The 22,730-nt window shown below is 57.4% G+C and carries 17 protein-coding genes; 6 read left to right on the top strand and 11 right to left on the bottom strand.

Annotated features, from left to right (window positions below):
• Nucleotides 1-387: 387 nt before the first annotated feature.
• Nucleotides 388-2,643 carry a hypothetical protein gene (locus I6F28_RS26755; RefSeq protein WP_225141992.1) on the top strand — a complete coding sequence of 752 codons (2,256 nt, stop codon included), beginning with the start codon at nt 388-390 and terminating at the stop codon, nt 2,641-2,643.
• 711 nt (nt 2,644-3,354) lie between these two features.
• Nucleotides 3,355-4,437: a nodulation factor fucose acetyltransferase NolL gene (nolL, locus tag I6F28_RS26760; RefSeq protein WP_225141994.1), complete on the top strand. Its 1,083-nt coding sequence runs from the start codon at nt 3,355-3,357 to the stop codon at nt 4,435-4,437.
• 241 nt (nt 4,438-4,678) lie between these two features.
• Here nolL and I6F28_RS26765 read toward each other — a convergent pair whose 3' ends face one another.
• The 3 genes from I6F28_RS26765 to I6F28_RS26775 all read right to left on the bottom strand — a co-directional run bounded on the left by I6F28_RS26765 (nt 4,679) and on the right by I6F28_RS26775 (nt 7,579).
• Nucleotides 4,679-5,968, bottom strand: a complete 1,290-nt coding sequence (locus tag I6F28_RS26765; RefSeq protein ID WP_225141996.1) for a carbohydrate porin — start codon at nt 5,966-5,968, stop codon at nt 4,679-4,681.
• A gap of 750 nt (nt 5,969-6,718) precedes the next feature.
• A complete protein-coding gene (locus tag I6F28_RS26770; RefSeq protein ID WP_225141998.1) occupies nt 6,719-7,120 on the bottom strand; it encodes a hypothetical protein in 402 nt (133 codons plus the stop codon).
• A gap of 300 nt (nt 7,121-7,420) precedes the next feature.
• Nucleotides 7,421-7,579, bottom strand: coding sequence for a hypothetical protein (locus I6F28_RS26775; RefSeq protein WP_225142000.1), 159 nt, complete (start codon nt 7,577-7,579; stop codon nt 7,421-7,423).
• A gap of 168 nt (nt 7,580-7,747) precedes the next feature.
• Between I6F28_RS26775 and I6F28_RS26780 the strand changes: the two genes are divergently transcribed.
• Nucleotides 7,748-8,080, top strand: a complete 333-nt coding sequence (locus I6F28_RS26780; protein WP_225142002.1) for a hypothetical protein — start codon at nt 7,748-7,750, stop codon at nt 8,078-8,080.
• Between the two features lie 414 nt (nt 8,081-8,494).
• Here the strand turns inward: I6F28_RS26780 and hemN are convergent, their stop codons facing one another.
• A complete protein-coding gene (gene hemN, locus I6F28_RS26785; protein ID WP_225129718.1) occupies nt 8,495-9,829 on the bottom strand; it encodes an oxygen-independent coproporphyrinogen III oxidase in 1,335 nt (444 codons plus the stop codon).
• A gap of 1,412 nt (nt 9,830-11,241) precedes the next feature.
• On the bottom strand, nt 11,242-11,409 hold the full coding sequence (locus I6F28_RS26790) for a hypothetical protein (RefSeq protein WP_225129716.1): 168 nt from the start codon (nt 11,407-11,409) through the stop codon (nt 11,242-11,244).
• Nucleotides 11,410-11,971: 562 nt separating this feature from the next.
• Here I6F28_RS26790 and I6F28_RS26795 point away from each other — a divergent pair.
• The 3 genes from I6F28_RS26795 (at nt 11,972) to I6F28_RS26805 (ending at nt 13,747) form a co-directional block, all read left to right on the top strand.
• The gene (locus I6F28_RS26795) at nt 11,972-12,316 is read left to right on the top strand and encodes an adenine nucleotide alpha hydrolase family protein (RefSeq protein ID WP_225142004.1); all 345 of its coding nucleotides are present in this window, start codon (nt 11,972-11,974) and stop codon (nt 12,314-12,316) included.
• Nucleotides 12,317-12,614: 298 nt separating this feature from the next.
• Nucleotides 12,615-13,424 (top strand): LuxR family transcriptional regulator, encoded by an 810-nt coding sequence (locus tag I6F28_RS26800; RefSeq protein ID WP_225129713.1) that lies wholly within the window; start codon nt 12,615-12,617, stop codon nt 13,422-13,424.
• Between the two features lie 65 nt (nt 13,425-13,489).
• The gene (locus I6F28_RS26805; RefSeq protein WP_225129711.1) at nt 13,490-13,747 is read left to right on the top strand and encodes a response regulator transcription factor; all 258 of its coding nucleotides are present in this window, start codon (nt 13,490-13,492) and stop codon (nt 13,745-13,747) included.
• 300 nt (nt 13,748-14,047) lie between these two features.
• Here I6F28_RS26805 and I6F28_RS26810 read toward each other — a convergent pair whose 3' ends face one another.
• From I6F28_RS26810 to I6F28_RS26835, 6 genes are all read right to left on the bottom strand, one after another.
• Nucleotides 14,048-14,770 carry an outer membrane protein gene (locus I6F28_RS26810; RefSeq protein ID WP_225142006.1) on the bottom strand — a complete coding sequence of 241 codons (723 nt, stop codon included), beginning with the start codon at nt 14,768-14,770 and terminating at the stop codon, nt 14,048-14,050.
• A gap of 877 nt (nt 14,771-15,647) precedes the next feature.
• Nucleotides 15,648-15,893, bottom strand: coding sequence for a hypothetical protein (locus I6F28_RS26815; RefSeq protein WP_225129708.1), 246 nt, complete (start codon nt 15,891-15,893; stop codon nt 15,648-15,650).
• A gap of 680 nt (nt 15,894-16,573) precedes the next feature.
• Complete coding sequence (locus tag I6F28_RS26820; RefSeq protein WP_225142008.1) at nt 16,574-16,954, bottom strand: NolY; 381 nt, start codon at nt 16,952-16,954, stop codon at nt 16,574-16,576.
• Nucleotides 16,955-19,011: 2,057 nt separating this feature from the next.
• Nucleotides 19,012-20,043, bottom strand: coding sequence for an LLM class flavin-dependent oxidoreductase (locus I6F28_RS26825; protein WP_225142010.1), 1,032 nt, complete (start codon nt 20,041-20,043; stop codon nt 19,012-19,014).
• A gap of 561 nt (nt 20,044-20,604) precedes the next feature.
• Entirely contained in the window at nt 20,605-21,717 is a 1,113-nt protein-coding gene (locus tag I6F28_RS26830) for a branched-chain amino acid ABC transporter substrate-binding protein (protein ID WP_225142012.1), read from the bottom strand.
• Nucleotides 21,718-21,976: 259 nt separating this feature from the next.
• Nucleotides 21,977-22,696 carry a MerR family transcriptional regulator gene (locus I6F28_RS26835; RefSeq protein WP_346656753.1) on the bottom strand — a complete coding sequence of 240 codons (720 nt, stop codon included), beginning with the start codon at nt 22,694-22,696 and terminating at the stop codon, nt 21,977-21,979.
• Between the last annotated feature and the right edge of the window lie 34 nt (nt 22,697-22,730).

A 22,730-nucleotide genomic window follows, 5' to 3' on the forward strand; every position in this document is an offset into this window, starting at 1 on the left:
CGTCATCAATGAACGCCTACAACAGGACAAGCTCACTATCAAACATGATGCCAAAGACGACAAGATGCTCGTCACGTATGATCCATTGAGACTGGTAGCAGCTATGTGAGTCCCGCCGTGATGCTTGAATTCGGCGATCCACCGGCGACCAATTTCGTCGGCTCGAATACGAGACCGGCCAAGAGGTGCGGCAAAATTGGAACGACCCCGTCCGTCGTCAGGCGGGCGCCGATGCGACGCCGGTCTCGCGCGCAGCAATATCCTGATCTCGTCAGCTTTTTGAAAGGTTGCGGCTACAACAATCGAGAATCTGAACGAGCTGCTATCTCGCCGTAATCCAGGTCGTATGGATTGCTGCAGAGTCGATACAAACATGAGGAGAGCAGGATGGATCCGGTTGACCCATTCTTCGATTCAGGAGCCTGGATGCGGGAGTACGCCGCGCTGCAGGGGCGGGCGGGGCAGCGATCGGGCGAGTCAAGCGAGCAAGGCGACTTTGAGCAGCGGATGGAGGATTTGCATCTCGGTCCGTCTGATCAAAGCAAGTCACCTTCGCCTGATCGGCCTCCCGCAGGAGGTGGTCGAGCAGTCCGGCGGGACGATTTCGGCGGTTCGATGCGGGCGCCGCCGCACTCCGCTTTTAGGGAGGGTGCGCTCGGCGACACGCGCCGGAACGTAGACATTCTCAGCTTTCAGCTTCCCGCTTCGACGCAAGTGCCGCAGTCTGGTTTGCGAGATGATCTGTTCAGCAGCGCACGCTACAGCTTTCCGGACCCAGAGTCTGCCGCGTCGGCCAAGAGCGGAAAAAGCCGCGGATTATGGTCACGCTTCAAGTCGGGAATCGGCAAGGCGCTTGGCCGGAGTGGCAGCGAAAAGTCGTCGCGCGAGGCGGGGCAATCTGACCTCTTTTCGACGAATTTACGAATTGATTATGCGAGGCAGCCGGGCCGGACGCGCGGGGTCTCTGCGGCCGATGAGGAGCTCATTAGAGATTTCCGAAACAAGGCGGCGGGTAAACTCACCGACGGCACGATCAAGAATGCAGCAACCGATTTGCGCCATTTGAGCGCGCGCTTGAGCACGGCCGGCAGGCCCTCAATTGCGGATCGAATTAGGCGGGAATTGGATAACGCGCAGCAGGACAATCCCGAGGTGGAAAACCACCAGCTGGAAGCTGAGCTCGATGAGGACGTCGACACCTATGCAAAGCACCGCGTCACGCGCATCAAGGCGGCCTTGAAGAAGCTCCGTGAGGTAGGTGCCGGAAACGCCCTGGCGCCTGATCTCCGCCGACTGGCTCCTCACGGAGCGGACGCAACCCTCATCGGCATGTGGGTGGCGGCGGAAAAGGCGACACACAGGATCGAGCCGGCGACAATCGACAGGCAAGCTCGCCGCATGTCTAAGCTGAGTGAGTGGCTGCAGACCCATGACAGGCCACCAATGGCCGGCCGACTTTCCGCCCCCGCGTTTGTCCGGGATCTCGAGGAGTACAGGCTCGAAACCAACGATAAGAAGATCAACGCTGATCTGGTCAAACTTGGCCGATACCAGCAGATCCTGGAGGCGAACAGGGCGCTTGGATTGAGGCCTCCTGAGGATCCGGGCCAGACTTCTCGGGAAGCTGCTCGACAGCCGCATGCAGTGCAGGATCCTCCCGCAACGCCAGGTAGCCCGAGCGCGGGAACCTGGGATTGGCGTCGCGAGCAGGTCCCCGGGCCCAACATATTGATGCCACCGCCGCCCAGCCATTGGCAGGCCGGTTCGTCGCAGCAGCTTCCCGCAACCCCGGCGACGCCGAGCGCCGGAGCCTGGAACTGGCTTGGCGAGCAGATCCACGGACCCAGCTCACCAGAGCCAGCGCCGCACTGGGCCGCGCATGCGCATCCGCCACTCGAGCTTCCTGCTACACCGGCCACCCTCGGCCAGGGAGCCTGGGCCTGGCTTGGGCAACAGATGCAAGACCCCGCATCGCCGTCGTCCGTGAGGCCTCGATCGTCAAACATTTACGGCGGTCTGGACTCCTTCGTTGATCTGGATCCACCCACACCTCACAACTTGCGCGACGATGCGCGCTCTGCGCCAGCATCTGAATTTGCAGACGCCTCGTCGTTCGCGGGACCGCCGGGGGCGGCTCCGGAGGTGCGGGATATTGGCGCGATCGTTGGCACCGGCTGGCGCCACGGCTCCCAGACGGCTTCAGACGTGTTGATCGATGTATTGGGCAATATCCATCTGCTGCCAAACCAGTTCGGGCCAAGTCAGTTTGTGATCAATGGGGAGCGCTATTCGGCGACGCTTGGACCGGGAGGCCGCAGGGATGTTCGCCTGATCCATCATCCCCGCGTGAGCCAGCCGGATGAACCTGGCCCGTCTCAGTCGCTCCATCGTCCCCGGCCGATCGTGTCAGCCGCGCAATCCGGTGAGGGGCCTGTTGATCTTGGGTATCTGATCCGCGGGGGATGGGAGCACCGAGAGCGATTCCTGCCGGATTACCTTATCCGCGTCCTTGAAGGCCAGGGCATCATGCCCGAAGTTGGGCGCCCGACTTATTTCGAGATCCGCGGAGTGCCTTACAAGGGCGAATTGGTGGAAAGCGAAGGCGGCCGCCAGCGCGTACGCATTTATCCTGAACGTGGCTGAAGAGGCAGCAGGGCTGCAATCGGACTTTCGGCGGGGCAGCTCGCGTAAGGCGTTCTATGTTGGCGAGGCTATTGGCAGGCGATGGATCGGTTGCAGGGGCACGGCCTGAACCGTCCCGCCGTCCTGCCTTCTCTTTGCAGAATCTGCCAAGCTCAACGGATTCTACGAATTTGGTGCATGCCCGGACCTGCTTTCTGCATCCCTGATCCTTTCACATAGTCCGCCAATTCTTGTCTTGAAAACCGCAGCTACTACGGATTGAACGCATTCGTGATCGACGGAGCACCGCGCCGCGTGCTGGCGATGGACAAGTGCCCAAATTCCTCGGCGGGCGCGGTAGTTCGCAACCTGCATAGCTTAAGCCTTCATGCGCAGTTCAGTTATTGCGCCGCTATGCAAAGTCTCCTCGCGCCGCAAACACCGGGTCCGCTCGGGAGCAGAGTGCAAGTGCCCGCTGGACCCGGGAAGCCGATGAAAGCGAGCTTGGTGCGACAAAAATCGATAAACCATCGTATAGCTCGTTTCCCCCTTCCTTTCGGTCTTTATCGCACAGTCAGCTATTGGAGCGTAGACCCTCGGTGACAATTGTCTCCGCTGTCATCGGATATCTCGATTTCCATGCAAAGAGACTACGCAACAGCGACGTGCCATTAACAATAGGTGCTGGCCAACCCCAGCATGTATTCGGCTGGTTGGATAAAGTGTGCCGAGATGTTGATAGATCATGTAACAGGAAAGGTTGTGCCTGAGATAGCGCACGATCGCGATCTCGCTTTGGACTTCACCAAAGGAGTGCTCATCATTTTAGTGATCGCCGGTCACCTGATCCAATATATCCTCTACCAAAATGAAGGATTTTGGGATTCGGCATGCTTCAAATGGATCTACATGTTCCACATGCCCCTCTTTATGGCGATAAGCGGTTATCTTTCTTGCCGAGCGCTACTGGCAAAGTCGTTCACGCAAGCTATCGGCAGTCGTGCGACGCAGCTCCTGGTGCCGATGCTGTTTTGGTGCTCTCTTCTGGAGTCATTAAAGTTTGCCGTGTTTCCCCGATCGGCGGGCGCACCAGACACCGTTTTGCAGTTCCTGAATGAGTTCGTCGGCACATACTGGTTCGTATGGGCCGCGTTCATTTGTTTCATCCTCACTAAAACTATTTCGATCTTCAATCGTTGGTTGCCCTGGGCCTTGTTCGTATCCGTCATTCTGGTCGTGCTTGCGCCTCTGACTTTTTCCATATTCCCTCTTATAAAGTATATGTACCCGTTTTTTTGCCTGGGATTCTTATTTGCGCAGTCGAGAGAACGGTGGACGAGCATAATGCGCTCTCACAGGGTGTTCTTGATTATGTCTGCCTCAATAGCGGCTATGATGTGCTTTCTGGCCTGGCGCACCGACACTTATGTCTACAACAATCTCGCTGTGGTCCAGGATTTGCAGTCGGCAAAAAATGTGCTTCTGATGTTTCTCGGCTCCGCAGCTGCCTCAGTGGTAATGATTGAGGTCCTGCTTCGATGCTGGAATATTGGTCGCTCAAATCGGGTGGTCCGCTTTATCGCCGAAAAACTGGGGCCGAGCACGCTCGTGCTGTACTTGATTCAGGGTACGGTATTCCGTCTCATGGATTCCATACAGTATGGAGAACTTTGGGACCCCACAATGAGGTCTGCCGTGGCTGCATTTCTCGGGACAACGATTGTTGCCGTCGCGCTAGCGGTTCGCTGGACCGTGCGCGACATTCCTTATCTGTCCCAGCTCATGCTCGGAGTGCCACCCCGCTCAATTCGATAAGTAGCTGTAACCGAGATCTGATCAGGAGGCTCTCGCAAATCATCGTAGGTTGCGTGCCTTGCGAACCTGCTGTCTATGCAAGGCGAGACAATCTGGAAAATGTCCTCGAAAATTGGGTCGTTGCTCCACGAAGTTTGCTTCCCTCGAACGGTCTAGCGCAGATGCGGCCGATTCAAGGGGATCGCGAAGGTCCGGTCCCATGCGTCACGATAACGTCGGAGCAGAACGGCGCTTGCGATGATCAGAAGAATATCAACGTAGATACCAACAGATTGAGCGCGTGTTCCGTTTGGGGCGTGTGTGTGATGCTTGTCGGGTAATGAATGTATGACAGTCCGACGCTTGCATATATCCCCGGAGCGAGATGCGCGATGTATGTTCCCGTGACTGCTGTGCTATCGCGGTGCGCAAGCTGGCCTTTAGCCAGAGCAGCATCCACTGCAAGCGTACTCCAGGCCGTGTTGGTCGCAACGAGGGCAATCAGATCACTGGGCCGGTTATCAAAAGGTCCCTTCGCATAAAGACGAAGCTCGTAATACCGGCTGATCCTGTTGCGCTCAGGTGGAGCTCCCATGACGGAAAAGCCGCCGTAGATGCCGCGAGACGGCGACCCATGGGCGTCACTCTGCCAGAGCTGCCTGTCCGCAGCGATGTAGTGAAAATTATCTCCGCTCTTCCTTTGTTGCTTGGGATCCGCCAAATCCGTGTAGCGGCTAGTGTTGAAGCCAATGCCCGCCCGCAGCCACGTGTCCGGTAAGCCGGGAGCAGCCTTGCTCTTGTAGCCGGCTTCTTCGACGAAAAGGATGCCTGCATTGGCCGTGCTCCAGTTCAAGCCAGTGGGATTCTCCGTTATGTGGGCATAGGGACCATCGGGACTGATTGAGCGCTGGACGGAGATCTTGTTATACAAGCGATCGTCGAAATTGTACTTCAAGTTGACCGCCGGCGTGGGCGCGGCATTGGTGCTCATCCCTGCCTGGAACAAGGCAGACATGTTCGATCCTGTAATCCCTCCGAACAATGTACCGGTGAATTCATTCTGGTTTCTGAGGTAGCCAATTTTGAGCTCTAGTGTCCTGTCGAAGAAAGTCTGGTAGTAGGCGAGCGTATTGAGTCCCACTCGATTTGGCCCTGGGCGATCCCACGTCCAGTATTGCTGCTCGGCTCCTACGACAATCTGTCCGTCGGCAATGCCGAACCGGCTCAGATCGTAGGTGACGATCATGAGGTTCGCCGACGCGAAAGTCGGATTCTGGCCCATATAGAGCTGGTTTGCGATAGTGCTTCTGGCTGCATGCGGTAGCTGGTTGCTTGCAAAGGAGTTATGTGTCCACCCGATATAGCCGATGCCGACGTCCGCCAGCGCAGATCTAACGCCCCCCTTGTCCTGATCAATCGTATCTGCAGGACCAGGGATGGGGAACCACAACCCTTTTTCACGCAGATTGTCGTACCTTTGGAAGGGATCGATCGTTTTTTGCGGTCTCGTCTGAGCAGCCCTGTCCGCATTGCCGCGCTTCTCCAAAGGCACTCCGGGACCTGCTGCTGGCGCCGGGGCAGGAGGGCGGATTGCCTGACGGACCAGGTCGATCGGGAGCTTTGCGGCCCGGTCGGAAGTCTTTCCTCTTTTGCGGGTCTCATCCACAGGGTGGTTACTAGGATCAAGTCCGCTGGCGGTTTGTGCCCGTACGGAATTGCCGACCAGACAAGCCGCTAGCGAAAGTGCGATAGCAAGCCCAGATTGCTTTCGCCTTAGTCTGAAATTGAAAGAAAGTGCTGACCTAGCCGAGTATGTTCGAGGCGAGGTCGTCGCAAGAAGGCAATCACGCATGGCGTAGTTCGGGTCCATGTCTGCCGGACATGAATAGATTGAACTGCGGCCTGATTGGCCCAGAGTGAGCTCCCGGCGGAGTGTGCCACGCGCCTGCTTCCACATCGTCATTGCGAGCGCAGCGAAGCAATCCAGAATCCCTCCGCGGCGGCAGTCTGGACCGCTTCGTCGCCAGCGCTCCTCAGCAAGCGGCATCGCCGGCGTCCTTTCGCGTCCGAGGGCGAGGGGGACGAGCCAGAACGCGATCTATCCGAACAGAGCCACTCAGGCTTCCTGAATCTCTCAGCTCGCGGCGCGATGATGATCTGGTCCGAAACCTTGCTTGTGCATGACGTCGGTGCGCCGAGAGCCAGCGGAGAGCGCTGGCTCGGCATATGCTCACGACGAGCGCGCGGGGGTTGCTGTCCTGGCTACCAGAATATTGCGAATGTCCACCTTGCTCACTGTGAGTCAGGCGGTGGCGCGCATCTGCATCGAAGGCGGCTTTCTGGACCAAACGGCAGCTACTCGAAAGCAAGGCTCGCCGTGCAAGAGGCGTGGCTTCACGAAGCGCTTCATTGGTATCGTTGTCAGCGAAACACGAGACAATCGGCGGGCTTGAAGGCCGAAGAGCCTTTGAATTTGCGCGCGCGGCAACCACACCACAACATCCAACGTGATGGCCCGGGAGACCGGACGAATCAGCCATCGAGCAGCTCTGGCGGATATCGGCGAGCAGTTGCTGGTTGCCGTCAGCGCGGCAAAACTTGTCTTGCATCCGAATCCTTGATGTGCGCGGCGTTCGTTGGTCACGCTTGGCACGTGCCCGTCATCTCGAACAACCTGCCGGAACTGGTAGTTGATCAGGTGCAATGGTTGCCAGTCCAATCGGCCATTGCGGCTCGGCCGATCAGCCGTTGCGCTTACGTGGCCCGTCCCAGATGAAGTTGCTGGTCAGGCAAGGCGTGAGGCGGGAGTCCATCGAACACACTGCCGGATCAGTGGACGGTTTGCATTCGTGCCGGGGCAAGAAAAGACGATCTGCAAGGTTCTTCTGAATGATGAGAAAATGCTGTGCCATCGCCGACGAAGACGAGAACCATTGCTCGCTGGTGGCGCTATCATGGAGAACGCGCGAAAATTGTCGCGTTGCGTTGCTCAAGAAGGAGCGTTTCATAGGAGCAGGCGCAGCCGATCGGGAAGCTCGCCAAGATTGATTATTGTCGACGCTGGCAGCTCCTGGAGCGCGGGTGCATCGCGGGCGATCGCGTCGACAAAATAAGCCTGCTGTAATGGGATCTTGAGCGAGGAACAATGGACTTGCTTGAACATGCGGCCGCTTCGGACTTGCGCCCGCTCTTGCACGGGCCGTCAAGACGGATTCTCCCGGTCTTGGTGCTCCCGCTTGTCCTCGTCGGCTCGTGTGCTGCTGGCGCCTGGTTTTGGGCTAACCTTGAAGAGCCTGTCGAGACGCCGGAAAGCAGGGATGTCGCTTCAACAATGAGCCTGTCACTGGAGGACAGGGCATCCCTATTCGAGATAAAGTGGGCACAGCAGAAAGCTGGCGATGAGATCGCAGAACTCAACCGCCAGATCGATGCCCAGCGGGATGTCCTCAAAGGGATCCTGGATCAGATCACCATGCTGACTTCGCGGATCGATGCGCTGCAGAGTTCAACACCTGTCCCTTCTGCTGCTTCCGAGCCTCCTTTGTCGCCACCCCGGGCTGTTTCGAGCGTCGCCAGGAAACGCTTCGGGCGGTCCAAACCACATGGACCTGTTTCCGTCGGAGGCGCGCCAGTGATTGCCGGACCGAAGACAGCCGAGCCTTGAGTCTGAGACGCTGCGGGCGTGGTCGAGTGTCCAACTGTGCTCGAGGAGGTGGACCATAGCTTCGCAAAGCTGCCTCCAGCCGTAAAATTCCCGAAGCCGGTGCGGACGCCGGCGTCTCCAACGGCACGTCGCGCTGAGGCAGTCACCATTATCAAGAGCACTCAAGGAGAGGTGGGGCAGAGCCCTTTCGGCATGATCGAGCCGTGGCCCTGAACGGCGGAATCCGCTGCGCTTCTCCTTCAAATCAGCTTCCTTTTAGTCAGCCCTCCCGGTTTGAGGCCATATCTGAAAGATTGTTGTCATGACACCGCCGCTGCATCCTCGAAATCTGGCCTGTCTGCCGGAGGTGCCTCTTCAGATCATTACGTCGAGAAAAGCTTAGATCTTTGGGATCTGCTCACATGCGCGGCTTAGTTAATAGGGGGTACGGTCGAGATAAGTGTCGAATGCGGCAGCAACAGCACGAATGACAAACCGGTGTTCCTGCTTGACCCGAATGAATCCCTCTTCAATGTCCACTATCCCGTCTTCGGCAAGCATTCCCAGCCGGTCGGCCGAATTGAGAAGAGGAATCGGATCAAATCCGTGAGCAGCACAGATCGCTGGTACGTCGGCCTGCAAATCGCACATCAGACGCTCGATAATTGCGGCGCGGAGCCGATCTTCGGGGGAGAGACAGTAGCCTTTTGAGGTTGCCAGACGACCAGCCTGAATGTGTTGGCCATAGGAAGCGGTTGCGCTCTCGTTCTGGACGTAACCGTCACGCAGACGGCCGATGGCTGACGGACCTAAGCCGATTACGGTTTTGCAGGTATCAGCTGAATAACCCAGGGAGTTGCGGCGCAGCTGACCGGCTTTCTGCGCCAGCGCCAGCTCGTCGTTGGGCAGGGCGAAATGGTCGAGCCCGATCAGGCGGTAGCCGGCCGAGACCAGCGTATCTGCAATAGCCGCGGCTTGCTCGGCGCGGGCGACATTATCCGGCAGCGCCGTCTCATCGATCTGGCGCTGACGTTTCATATAGGAGGGGACGTGAGCATAGCCGAAAACCGCAAGCCGGTCTGGCCGCATGGCCAGGGCCGTCCGCGCGGAGTCCACGCAGGACCGCACCGTCTGATGTGGCAGTCCGAAGAGAAGGTCGAAATTGATGCGCCTTATCCCATGCTGGCGAAGACTTTCGACGACAGAAGCCGTCTGCACCTCACTCTGGACGCGGTTGACCGCCCTTTGAACCACGGGGTCGAAGCTTTGCACGCCTATGCTCGCGCGACTGATCCCCGCCGCTTCTAACGTTTCGGCCATCTCGGCCGTGAACGCACGCGGGTCGATTTCTATGGCGATGGTAGCTGATTTGCTGAACGCGAAGCAGCGACGCAGGAGTTCCATCAAGCCCAGGAGATCAGTCGGCGCAATGGTGGTCGGCGTCCCGCCGCCGAAATGCACGTCGCTCACCGGCAGAGCGGGCGGCGCTTGCTCTGCGACCAAGCGTATTTCATCCCGCACCGCCGCCAAATAATTGCGGATCGGACGCTCGCTGCGAGTGAGGCCTGTAGGGAAGCCGCAATACCAGCAGATCGAGCGACAGAACGGAACGTGGAGGTAGAGCGATACGGGTTCGTTCGGCGGCAGCCGCCTCAACCATGTCTCACAAATCTTGGGACCGACCATCGCGGAGAAATCCGGTACGGTTGGGTAGATGGTGTACCAAGGCAGGCGAGCATCGCAATACTTGTTTATGAGGGAGGTCTGCAAGGCTTAACTTTCCCATGCGCAAACAGCGTGAAACTGACCGGTGCCCTCTCTTGTGTCTTTGCGTTATGTCAAACGCGCCTAACTGTTCTTGAGATTGATCCCGCTCTCGATGTCGCTGCCAACCCACCTTAGGGCCGGCAGTGGGAGTGAGCGTCGCTCCTTGGCGATTATCTGGAGTCTTGTGGGTAGAATGAACGTGTCTTACGAGTACGGCCCAAGCGGCTAGACGTCCTCCGACTAGGCTGTGTGCAGTGTCAATCATTCATCCGAGGGCGCGTCGCTTCTGTACTCCCTGACATGCAGCCGTTTTGTGACGAAGACAGGGATCTAAAGGCATCATCAAGAGCGGGCAGGCTGTCCCGAGACGTTCAAACTGGCTTTTCGTGGAAAAATCGATGTGCATGCTCGCAGCATTCGACCGGTGCCTCCCGTCCAAGGCCGGCGTGTCACGGAAAATACGTTGCTTGCTGGATGAAGAGCGCCAAGTTCGCGATCGTACAATGTGACGCTGCGTGCGATTCAAGTCCTTTGGATCAGCTCACGAAAAACATTGTCGAAGTTCAAGTACAAAACGCAATGAGCCTCAATTCCGCCACGCTACTTGTCTCATTGCCGCGAGCATCATCACGGATGTACTGATGATGTTGGGGCGAGCCCGGCGCACTTTCACACCCGGCAAAGTGCGTCGGGTGCGCCTTGGTTCGGCGGCGTCTCGTTCCGGCTCCAATGCACGCCAACTCACAACAACTTGCAGGTCCTGCTTATAGCGAACGCGAGCCCGGCCAGAAACCTCACACGTGACACTATCTGCAATATTACTTCAGCGCTTGATGTCTTTTGTTTTTTGATATCGCCTTTGCGGCTAGCGGAACCGGCAGAGCGCGCACAATTGCAGTTGCCCCTCATTGGCCTCGCGATCAATCCGGTGCACCAGCAGCAGCTCTCACTGTTTCACATAGCCCGCCTGGTGAAGCGTCGATTATCCCGTCACAAGGAATCGTTCTCGCGCGGCGGCCTGGAGGCCATCTAGGCAGAAGCCAGCTCGGAGATCTTGCACGGGATCATTAGACGGCGGGATCGCACCCTGGCATTCCAGCCCATTCACACTGGATCGAGAAAGTTTGTGCTTCATAAGCCGATCGGGTCTGAAGCTCATCTTCCGCGAATGAGAGCTGATGACGACTCCCCGCAAGACGGTTGGCAGCAACAATCAAGCACAGCGACGGCTACGTACGTCAGTATATGATCTGTGGCAATCATCGCCTTCAGTTCGCTGTTGAAACGTTTGCGGCAAATGTCAATACTTCACGCCCCCAAACCGCCTGACTCTATCAGCAGCCTTTAGCGAGACCGCGTGAGAGGGTCTCGGCGTGTTTCAGATGGAGATGGGATCGAAGAACGACCGCGTCGACTCACCATTGCGGCAGCAAGCGCCATTCCTGTTGTAAAACGGCGTCGAACTCATCGGAGAACCGGTGAAGGATGACTCTCTCGGCGTGCTTGATTTCATAGGGGCGGCGCGATGGTGGCAGCTTCGTGGCGGAGGGGGCGCATTGCCGCGCCTCCGCATCCTTGCCCATTTCGAATTGACTGCAACTTTCTGGCGCTCAGCACATCTTCCCTGACAATCTCCATTAGCAGCGCGCTGCAAGGACGGACTTAACCCAACTTTCTCCGAACTTGGACTAAGATGGCTTGCAGACTTAGTCGATGCGCGAGCCGATAACGAGATTGGCGCAGCTTTTCAGAATACTGATAAAGATCTCCTGGCCCCTACTCGTGCTGCGGCTCGCGCAAATGGCGCTGTCGCCTTTGCCTCCCAATGTCATGATTGCTTCAATGCACTTACCTTGCGACCAACCGGCCGCCTTTCAAGCCCTTGTCCCGGCGGTGATTTTCGCGAAATCAGCAGTTGGTATGACACTTGCTGGACTGGTGCGATCCGATCCGGGGTCCTCTCCCTTCTGGAGATGCGCATGCAAAGTGTCCTCTGCATCAAGCGGGTCTCGCGACTGCGAGTATCTCCCATTGCGTCTTTGACGTGGCCATTTTCTGCCCCTTCGACTCATTTGCGCCGGACCTGCCGGACGGACCCGCTGAGACGCCGGGAGATGATGCGAGGAGTATGGCTTCGGCTGTTCCGTGTTGCTCATCGATCGCGTCCCCGACGCCGTCATAGGGCGGAGCATCAGCCAACGGTTAGCGATGGCAATTCGCAAGATTGGGAAGAAAAATGACGCTCCTGTTGTCTTCGTCGGCAAGCAGAGAATCGATACCTACAACGCGCAAGTCGAGTCCGGCACCGCCAACCGCATGGGCGTGCTCTACCTTACCTGTATCGCGGAGTTTAGTGCCCAGCATGTCCTCGTGCTTGGCCTCGAGACAAAGCGAACCGTCTTTCGGACAGGACCATGGTTTCTCGCCATCCAATCTAAACAGAACTGGGCCTGTGACCGCTCGTGCTGTTTGGTTCGTCTCGCCAGCTGAGTCGTCAGGGCCATCGGGCTTTCTATCACTGCCAGGCCATCAACACGGACGACCGCCCGGTGATCTCCGATTTCGCCAGTACGCTATCGGCGAGCTCGACCAATCACTTTGCCTGTGCAACGGCGCTTCGATTGCGCCGTGCCGTTCAGCCTCGGACCAGGGATCATGGCGGTATCTCGGCTGTTTGACGGGACGATCATGCCGGCGCAGCCAGCGGCAGGGCACGAATCCGGGAATGGCATCTGACGCAGGGTGTGGCGCTCAGACTTCACGAAGAACAAACCAAAGGGTTCAGGTCATGGATTTGAATTTGGCTCCGCCTGAAACAAGCGCAATCGAACACAATGACAGGGAGCTTGATCGAGGTTCTGAGGCGCCCATCACGGATCTCTTTAGCTTCACCGAATGCGCGAAACAGACGCATTCGCTCAGAGCGTTGTTCGAGCTTCTTGTAAGCTGTTCCACCAAGGAAGGGTTCAGTGAAGTCGCTTTCGGCGCTCTCAACTTCGTCGAGCCACTTCGGCTGGCGGAGTATCCACCTCCGGCTGTGGCTGTGAAGTGGCCGCCGGACTGGTGCGACCGATACTTCAAACACAAGTACCATACTATCGATCCGGTGATCCGGAGGACGCCGATGCAATCGCGGCCGTTTTTGTGGGACCAACTCGCCGACCGCTATCAACTTCAACCGGACGAGAGACGCGTATTGGACGAGGCGAGAGAGGCGGGCCTGAAGCATGGCATGAGCGTGCCATTGTTTGGCCCGTTGGGTCGGGTATCCGTGGTGTCGTTTGCATCTGCGTCCGACGATGCTGATCCTCAGGATCACATCGGTCATCTCAACGCGCTGGCGTCGCAGTTTCACACCGCCTATGGCGACATCGCTCGTCCCTGCGATAATGATTGCGAAAGAAAAATTGCACTATCGCAGCGGGAGATCAATTGCTTGCGGTGGGTGGGAGAGGGGAAATCGTCATGGGAAATTGGGAAGATCCTGAATATCAGCGAGAATACAGTCAATTTTCATATCAAAAATGCGATGCGAAAGCTGGGCGCGACCAGCCGGATTCAAGCGGTCCTTATGGCGGTTCGCCTCAATCTTCTTTGAATTCATCAGTCGAATGGAACGAGCACCAAGCGCCAATCTTGCTTCAGCTTCTGGCAGGTTAATCGATGCCCCGCGATAATGATTGCGAAAGAAACGTTGCACTATCGCAGCGGGAAATCAGTTGCTTGAGGTGGCTCGCAAGGGGGAAATTGTCTTGGGAAATGGGGAAAATCATGAACATCAGCGAGAATACAGTCAATTTTCATATCAAAAATGCGATGCGAAAGCTCGGTGCGACCAGCCGGATTCAGGCGGTCACTATAGCAATTCGCCTCAATCTTCTTCGAATTCATCAGTCGAATGGAACGAGCACCAAGTGCTAAATCTTGCTTCAGCTTCTGGCAGGTTAATCGATGCTTATGGAGCTCCGCAACCTCACGCGGCGAGAGGTTTCGGACTTGCCTCAAGGAGTGTTGTATTTGCGGCTTCGCCGAAAGTGCCATCAGATGTTGAATCGACGGACCTCGTCCGCCAGTGTTGAGGTCAGGCGGCGTCGTTCCATCCAGCCGGTGATCCCTGCTTAGACGAACTCGGACCTGGTGCTTCGGAAGGGGAAGGAGCGTGTGAAGAAAGAACCCCGACCGCGGTCGGGGCTCCCGATTCACGCAACCGCGTCGAGATCACTATTTGGCAAACCCAGGGCCGAACTTGTAATTGAGCCGTGCCGTGATGAGATCGATGTCCTGGTGGACGCGATCGGCCGCAACGGCCGCTGGGAAGCTTACGTTGCTGCGCTGCATGAACAAGTGGGTATACTCGACGCCAGCTGACCAGCTGGGCGCGAGGCTGACCTCGGCACCGGCGCCCAGCGCGCCACCCCAACGCACATCATTGTCTACAATCTCGGTGCCAGTAGCCACCGAGTTCAAGTGATAGGTGTTGCTGGTCACCGCAGCACCGCCCTTGGCGTACAGCAGCACGGCATTGAACGTGTAGCCAATATGGCCGGTGAGCAGACCGAACGCATCTGTCTTGGTGCCAATGGTGTTTGCTGCGAAGGCGGCGCTGACATTGGAGCCGCTGAAGTCGGCCCAATTGCCCTGGCCTTCGATCCCGTAGACCATGTTGAAGATGTGCCAACGATAACCAATCTGGCCGCCAACGGTACCGCCAGTCGAATTATGGCAACCCTCGGGAGTGACACCATTGAAATCCCAGCAGTTGCGGCTCGTTCCCCAGCCGCCATTGACACCGATATAGTAGCCGGACCAATCGATAATCGGGGCTGCGACCCGGAGCGGTGGCGCCTTGACCTGGACGGGCTGCCCGGCGAGGTCCGTGCCGAATGCGGGAGCGGCCGCACTGAGTGCGCCGATGCTTGCGGTCAGAATCAGAAAATTCTTCATTCGAGTGTCGTTCCTTTCGGTGCCCCCAGCGCCGTGCGTTTAACAACATGATCGCGAATTGCTGTAACTGCCGCACAACATGTCTTCGAAAGAAAAGGGTCAAATCGCACGCCGCGTCAGATTGTGGCGCGCGCAACTTGCCATGCACTGCCTCGGCCGAAATGCTGCGGCCTGACAGTGGTCGCTTCGCGCAGATGCTTCTTTGAATACGAGCCGTTCGTGATGGCTTGTGATGGGACGCAATGCTGCGAGGTGTTTCGTTCCCTCTCGCTAACTAGCGACAAGGCCAGTCTGCGCCAACACGTCCCGTGCATGCTCGCTGTTCAGAGAGTTCGGCAAATGAAGACCGCTGATCGAAGACGTCTCGGGCGCGCAAAAGCTCATTCTTCCGGCAGGAGGGCCGTGCTGCCGCTTGCAGTCATGGGCGATGCGGCGATGATCGATCACAGGCCTGGATCGCTTTGGCTCCCGACCTATCATAAGTGCAGCACGATTTTCCTCTGCTAAGACCTCGATCGACGATGCCAAGAAGCCGATGCGGCTGTGCCTGACGAGGCTCTCGCTTGAAGTTGAGCAAGCTCGTGCCGAGCCAAGGTCAGGAGAGAAAACGCTAGGGCGTTTCCTGGCGCGAGCGAATATTAGCGCGGCTGTTCCGTCCCGTCGCCGACTTGCTCTGGGTTCCAGGTTACTGGTCTGGGGTCACTAGAAGAGCTGCATAGGCAACAGTCGTCGCGAACGTGCTCGTCTTCAGCGGGGCTGAACGTGAGTGGAGGAAGGTCAGCTCGAGCACGCTCTGCCCCGGTTGTTTTCCCGCCGCATAAGGTCCCCAAGAGCCTTAACGAAGGCGAACTTATATGGCAGTAGAGGTTCAAGCGCCTTATTGCTCCGTCGACGGCGCCAGTTCAGCCCGCAAGCTGCGTATCGCCTCGTTTGCCAGATTTAAAGTATTCCGTTCGCCTTTCCTTATCGAAGACTCAAGGAAAGTGCGCAACCGGCTGTGGAGGACCGTCTTGAGATTATGCGCCAGCAACGGATCCTTCTCAACAAAGCGCCAGGCCTTATCAAATGCGACGCTCACGATAGCATCTGTCATCTGCACTTGCTCCGGTAAGAACTGATCCATCTCAACACTCCACGACGTCCTGATACAAGGAGGTACTTTGGCAAAGCTAACCGAGAGCCTGTGGCTTGTCCCAGCAAGTAAGACATCAGAGCAGCAGGACGCTCGGACATCGAGCTGCTCTCGGTGCTTCAATGAATCTATAGATGTTTGTTGAAGTTCCGATGACCCCGCAGTCGTATTGCCAGGCGCAATTCGAATAATTCTGAAGCGGCTGAAACGAGCACGCGTCGCGCGACTTCGTTACCGCAGTGCTCTTGTTGCTCGGCATCGGTCAATAACTGCGGCTCTTCCTGCAATCGGAAAATCGGCGCCATGCCAATCACGACTAAAGCCACAATGAAAATGGATCGTTCCGCTCGATTCGCAGTCTCAAGCTAAGAAGCGTTTCTGGAAGCGTGTGGCGTTTTCCGAACACTGCTTGTTTGCTTTCTGATACGTGTCCGGGGCCGGTCGTCCTTTGCTCCGCCCTGCGCGTGGTCTCCTGCTCTCGGTGCAGGCTCCAGCTTTCGAGCATGGTGGCGAACAGTTGCGATATGGAAAAGCCAGCGGAACCGGCGCGCTTACGGGACGGTGTGCGCATAGACGCCAAGTCGTCGATCCCCGGTACGTACGGCCGCAGCAGTCAGCCCAGGGACGTTCGATAAGCGCGCCATCAACCGCAGAAAAAGGCAAATGAAATCTCAGTCGGCTGCTGCTGAACGTGACAGTATTAGTTTCGCGATCTTCAGTTGATTGGCGGGAGTTCGAAGCACTGCCGGTAATGCTGCCACGGCCTGATCGAGAAGGCGTCCCAAAACCTGAAGGTCTTCTGGGTAGAAAACGCCACGGTCTCGCGACAGTCGCGTCGTGCGCTGGTCGCTGGCGCGGCCCCCGGTACTGGTATCGCCTAGCTGGCCGAGCTCCACTTCCGCCGTAATCATTTGGTTTGTGAGTGCGTTCAGCAGTCGGATCGCTTCGAGCTCGTTGCCTTCTTCGCCTATGAGGGCGGCCACGATGTCGAGTTGCAGGTCGATGCGTTCCTCAAGGTCCTCTGCGCGTGAATTGGAAGGGTCAAGTTCCACGGTGTCGCTCCAAAGTGGTTAAATGCAGGCAGCAGGCTGAATAACGGTTGTGGCAGACGGCGATAGAACGAATGGCTGCTGCACAAGGCAAGGTGCGCACGCACGGTCGCCGAAGGGAGGGGATGGCAGGCATGTGCCGCGAAACGACCGCAAAGGCGGAATCGACGGTATAGAGCGCTGCGAACTGCTTGTAGATGGCCCGTCATTTGATTGGATCGTCGAGCCGGTCCAGCGCGTTGGGCCGTGGCAGTGACTCCAGCTAGCGGGGACACCGCTGATGACGGCAAGTCGAGAAGCGAGGCCCGAACTGCTGCGGGATTGCTTGCCGCCTGACATAGCGATCTAGACGTAACCGGAGGCCTCGCCAGACGAGGGATAACCGCGTCGGGATATGGTCGAAGAGCGCCGGCGCATAGAATGAGATAGGGTGGCGTCAGTCTGTAAGCAGTGGATGTGGGGGCGGCCCGCCGACGAGTACTGTGCATGCGAGCGGAGTGAGAATCCGCGATCACACGACGTATGGGCGTGGGCAGCAAGATCGCCAGACTGGTCTCATCACGCCGATCGACATCAGTGCATCGTCCTGGCCGGAGGATATGTCGCTTGCACTTAGCCTGGTCAGATAGCTGATCGCACTGCTTTGCCTGAAGGCCGCGACAGCGGCGGATTGTCGACGCTGCCCGCCTGGTCAGGGCGGAAAGTCCCGCCCGCACCGGTGTAGAGGGCAGTTCGACTGCCCGAATTCTATGCAGCGCACGCATTTACTTTGGCCAAGCAGTGTGCGCGAGAGCCGATCTTCTTGAAGCGCCTTAGTAAGATTGCAAAGGGGGAGGCGACAGCGCGATACGTTGCGCGCGAGACGTTGCGATTGGCCATCCGACTGGATTTGCGCCGCACGCGTCTCGATTCCAAAGATTGATGGGTGTCGTTAGGGATGCAGCCACGAGAAGCTTGAATCGGCCTGCGACTATGCTGATAGCAAGAAGGATCCATGGTCACACGACATTCGTGAAATGTGCTTTCCGGAAACCGGCGATCGACTTATGGGGTATTTGGCTGAAATTGGTAAAATCGAAAGTGTTGATGGGACGCATCCAGTTCGTGGATCGCGTACACGAGTAATCTCATCGCGTACATCGAAAATGGGTTATTTAGTGTTTTCCCGCAGTCTTGGTTCAGTGAGTTTGAGGGCCTTTAGGCGAGCCTGCTGATTCGTTGATGACCGGCCATGATAGAGAAGACAAAAAATCGCAGCGAATACGTCTAGATTGGACTCCAGATGTCACGAGGGTCCCACAAAAACTCCACCGATGTGCGTAAGAAGAGAAGGCCGTGGAATCTCGACGGCGACTATCCACCAGCTCCGGCCTCCCGCAGATGCAGGATGACCCTGAGCAATCGCTGGCCTTCATTGAAAAGGCCCGCGAGATCGAAGCGGACGAAGAGCGTCCGCCTGCGGATGAGTTGATAAAGGCTCGCAAACACTCCCTAAGCCAAAGCTCGCTCCCAAATAGAAGCGACAGGCGGGTCAGATATCGCCGATTTTCTCCAGTATAACGTGTACCGGACTACCTCAACCATGAGCGCCTGTGGCTTCCCATCTGAGAAGTTGGCAGGCCAATCGAGCGTCAGGCTCCATCTGTTGTCTGCCGGTGCTTGAGCGCCAATTGCAAGCGTGCCGCCGGTTGGCGCATATAAGTGACAGTCCCCTTTATGCGGCCGCCTGCTCGATGTAGGTGCCACTATAGCGAAGGTTTCCAACATCGACCCCGACAATCTTGCCGTTGCTGACGTAGACGGCACCGCCGCCAGTTCGCCCATGCAGACAGTCCATTGCGTAAAGCGCGCTCACAACGAAGAATTCTCTTCGAAAGCAGATTTTCATGTGCCGAAGTAAGAAGAAGCGCAGTCAGAAAAAGTGAATGCTTGATCGCTCCCATTGAGGCTGACGATCGCCTTCGCGCCCAGGGCAAACGACAACCAAAATCGCAACCAGATTCGGACAACCTCAGTGCGCCGGTCTCCTTTGCCAAGCATATGATTCCCCAATGTAGACATTAACCACCAAAGCTATCGAGAATTTCAGCTTTGATTGCGGTTGCCGTGTACAGGGAGACCTCCAGCGGAAGGTTTCCAAATGCAAGCTGGCAAAGCAAGTAGTTGGCACCTGCCTCTTCCATCTGCTGAAGAAGAAGCTGCCGGACGGAAGCTGGCGTTCCAACGACACACAATTCGCTCTCAAGTGCTGCATCGAAGGTCAGCGGAAGGGCGGGCGGCGTCGGAATGGCGTTCAGGTCGTAAAGAAACTTGAAGCTCTCCAGCCATCGTCCATACGCAGTTTTGGCCGCCGCATGAGCGTCCTGGTCAGACTTAGCAATTACGACCATGCGGGCGAGGCCGAGAAATGGCTCGCGACCATGTGCGGTTGTATTGTGGCCGCGTTGGGAGCGGTAGGCCTCCGTAACTTTCCGGACAACAGAGGCGGGGCCTATGCACGCCAGATTGGCGCCATTTGCAGCGGCCCACTGCGCCGACTCGGCCCGATTGCTAGCGATCCAGGTCGGCGGATATGGACGTTGATGAGGCCTCAAGGTTAAGGGTATTTCGCTCAGCTCAAAGTGGTGTCCCTGATAGGATAGCGTATGTCCCTTCAGTGCAATATTCAGGATTTCGCTGGCTTCAGTATAACGGCCTGGTGCGGTTTCTGCACTGATGCCGAAATAGCCCCATTCAATCGGCTGGGAGCCGCGGCCGATCCCGAGCTCGAGCCTGCCGCCGCTCAACTGGTCAAGCATGCAGATCTCTTCGAATGCGCGCAATGGGTGATAAAGATTGAGCAACAGGACGAGCGGACCAAAGCGCAATTGCCGGGTGCGCTGCGCCAGGCTTGATAGAAACAGGTTCGGCGAGGGCCCTCTGCCATGAGGTGTGCAATGGTGTTCGGCCAGGTGATAAGCGTAGAAGCCCAGAGAATCACAGGCCTCCGCCAGCTTGAGACGATCTTCATATTGTCGTGCGGCATCTCGACCGTCGTCATCCAAATGGTCGAAAATGCCGCACCTTAGTCTTGAAGGAAGGCCACTCTTCACTCGATCAATCTCCGATTATATGGGGCGGCGAGCCCTGGTTGCTTCATGCCGTCGCGCTCAAAGAGGTGTTGTTCCTCATTTGACGGCTTAGTGCGTTTCTCTTTGGGTGCGTGGATCTGAGGTTGCACGTGTGATTGGGTCACGAGAATGCGTAGATGGCGGTCCGGCAGTTACTTTGAAAAGAGGTGGCGAAGCGCCTCCTCACCGAGCATGTGCTCGACCAGAAGCACCGTTAGCTTCGCGTTCTCCTCTTCTTCGCCTGCCCCAACGCTTGGCCGCAGAAATGTCCATGCCACCTAACCTAGCACCATTGTAGATGGCCGCTTCAGAGGTCATGTGCCCGCGAGCCGGATCAGCGCGACAGGCTACTATTTGTCTATGGTCGGACGCAGCGTCTCGTTCAGGTCGACATCAGGTAGCTCTGCGAGGGCTGCAGCGAACGCGACGAACGCTACGAAAGCTGCAAGAATAAGAGAGCTTGCGAGTATCGCTGCTCCAACGTCCTGAGGGCGTCTCATCATCCGTGTCACTTTGGGTTTGGGGAGGCGGCGTTGACGCCAATCAGTTCTGCTCGACAGTTTCAACACGGCCGTCGCGCCAGCGGTAAACCAGAAAACCAGGAACCGCATTATCTCCCTTTGTATCGAACCGCACTGGCCCAATCACGGTATCGATCGCCCGTGAACGAAGTGCGCTGGCGACGCGCGCAGCATTGAGCGAGCCGGTCCGGTTCACCGCCTCTGCCCATGCTTGCACGGCAGCATAGGCGTAAAGCGTGTAGCCTTCAGCGGACAGGTTGGAAGCTTTGAGTCCGGCTACCACGCCGGCCGCATTGGCATTCCTGGCGGGATCCGGCATGAAGGTAAACAACGTGCCATTTCCAGCGGTGCTGGTAATGGCCCAGAATTCAGAGGTCATCAACGGATCGTTCGCCATGACGACGAGGCCCGCTCCTGCCTCTGATGCCTGGCGTACAAACAAGCCGATTTCGGTATGATAGCCGCCGATATAGACGACGCGCACCCCATCCTTCTTCATTCTTGAGACCAGGGCCCTGTAATCCTTTTCGCCGGCTACGTAGCTTTGCCGAATGACTTGTTCACCGAACATCTGAAGCTGTGCCTCAACCACGTCGGCAATACCCTTGCCTGCGGTGCTCTTGTCGTCGAGCACTGCGATCTTGGCGTTAGGGTAGTTCCTGTGAATGTACTCAGCGGCAGCGGTGCCCTGTTGGTCGTCGCGGCCGCAGATCCGAAAGACGGTCTGAAGGCCTCGTTCTGTTAGCTGAGGATTTGTCGAGCCAGGGGAGACCTGAACGATGCCTGCTTCGGCATAGATGTCGGAGGCCGGGATCGACGAAGAGGAACAAAAGTGACCAATGACCAACCGTACCCGCTCTGTTGTGAGCTTATTCGCGACTGCGACGGCTTGCTTCGGGTCGCAGGCGTCGTCGGCGACACTCATAACCACCCTGGTATCGGGAAGTAGGCCCGAAGCGTTCAACGCCTCGACCGCCGCAGCCGCACCATCGCGCATTTGCAAGCCGAACGCAGCGCTGCTTCCGCTCATTGGGCCAGCCACGGCAATCTTGACTTCGGAGCCGCACGCAGCCGAGGCGAGGGCGCAGAAGAGAAGCGCTGCACTCGCAGCAGAAGCGTAATGCCCATTTAACATTGTAGAGCTCCCAATGCTCACCAACCGCCAACAGCTGTGATCAGACGTGGCTGCAGCTCGCGGCCGCCAGCCAAGCGAAGCGTGCGTCAGGTCGGCCAGATTGCGACCACGTAAGAGCCTACAATTTGACCTTACGTGCGGTTCAAGCCCCGTTTGAAGGGAGTCTCGATCAAGGCGCCAGGGAGCCCCGGATCGGTGAGGCCATGACGATCTGTCCGCTCGAACCCGTAAAACTGTCGGCGAGCATCAGAGCCGCCGATCAGCCAAAGTACGGCTGATCCTCCAACCCGCCAAGCGCGAGATCGAGATATTGCATGAGGCAGGGATCCCAACCAGCCAGACTGCGGGGGGCGCTTAAACGTGCAAGTACCTTCAGGATCATCGAAACGCGTGAATCGGCGCCGGCGATTTCGCTGATCAGCAGGCGGGCTGCAACTGCGACAGCTTTTGCCCGATCGCCGCAAGGGGGCTCGCCCCGATCCATACAATCACGCAGGTCGTCGCGAATCTGCCGCCACCGCTCCTCGCGATCTGCAGCTAGCTTGCAGGTGCATCGGGATTTCTGACTACGCGTCTCGACCCGCGACATGGCATTCAAGGTAGCAGGCAGGTCATCCACACTTACCTGGATCTCACTGTCGATGGTCATGTTGCGCAGGCGATCTCGCAACAGAGTTGCCCGAGCTACCTGAAGTTCTATCCGCTCTAGATGCTTGCGCAGAAGGTCCGTGAGTGAGGCCGTGCCCTCCATAGCTTTGCGGATCTCGACAAGCGAGAAGCCAAGCTCACGTAGCGCCCGAATCTGGTTAACCCGTTGCACGGTTTCGCGGTCGTACATCCGGTGGCCGCCGTCAGTACGCTCTGAGGCTGCTAGTAGCCCCGTATGTTCATAATGATGCAGCGTGCGTACCGTTACTCCGGTCGCCTCTGCAAGTTCGCCAATGCGCCATCGACGCCTTCGTGGTGTAGCTTTGCTCATGTTGTTCAATTTCAAAGCCTACAACCTGACGTCA

It is taken from the genome of Bradyrhizobium sp. NBAIM14, assembly GCF_020193895.1.
Classification (GTDB): domain Bacteria; phylum Pseudomonadota; class Alphaproteobacteria; order Rhizobiales; family Xanthobacteraceae; genus Bradyrhizobium; species Bradyrhizobium yuanmingense.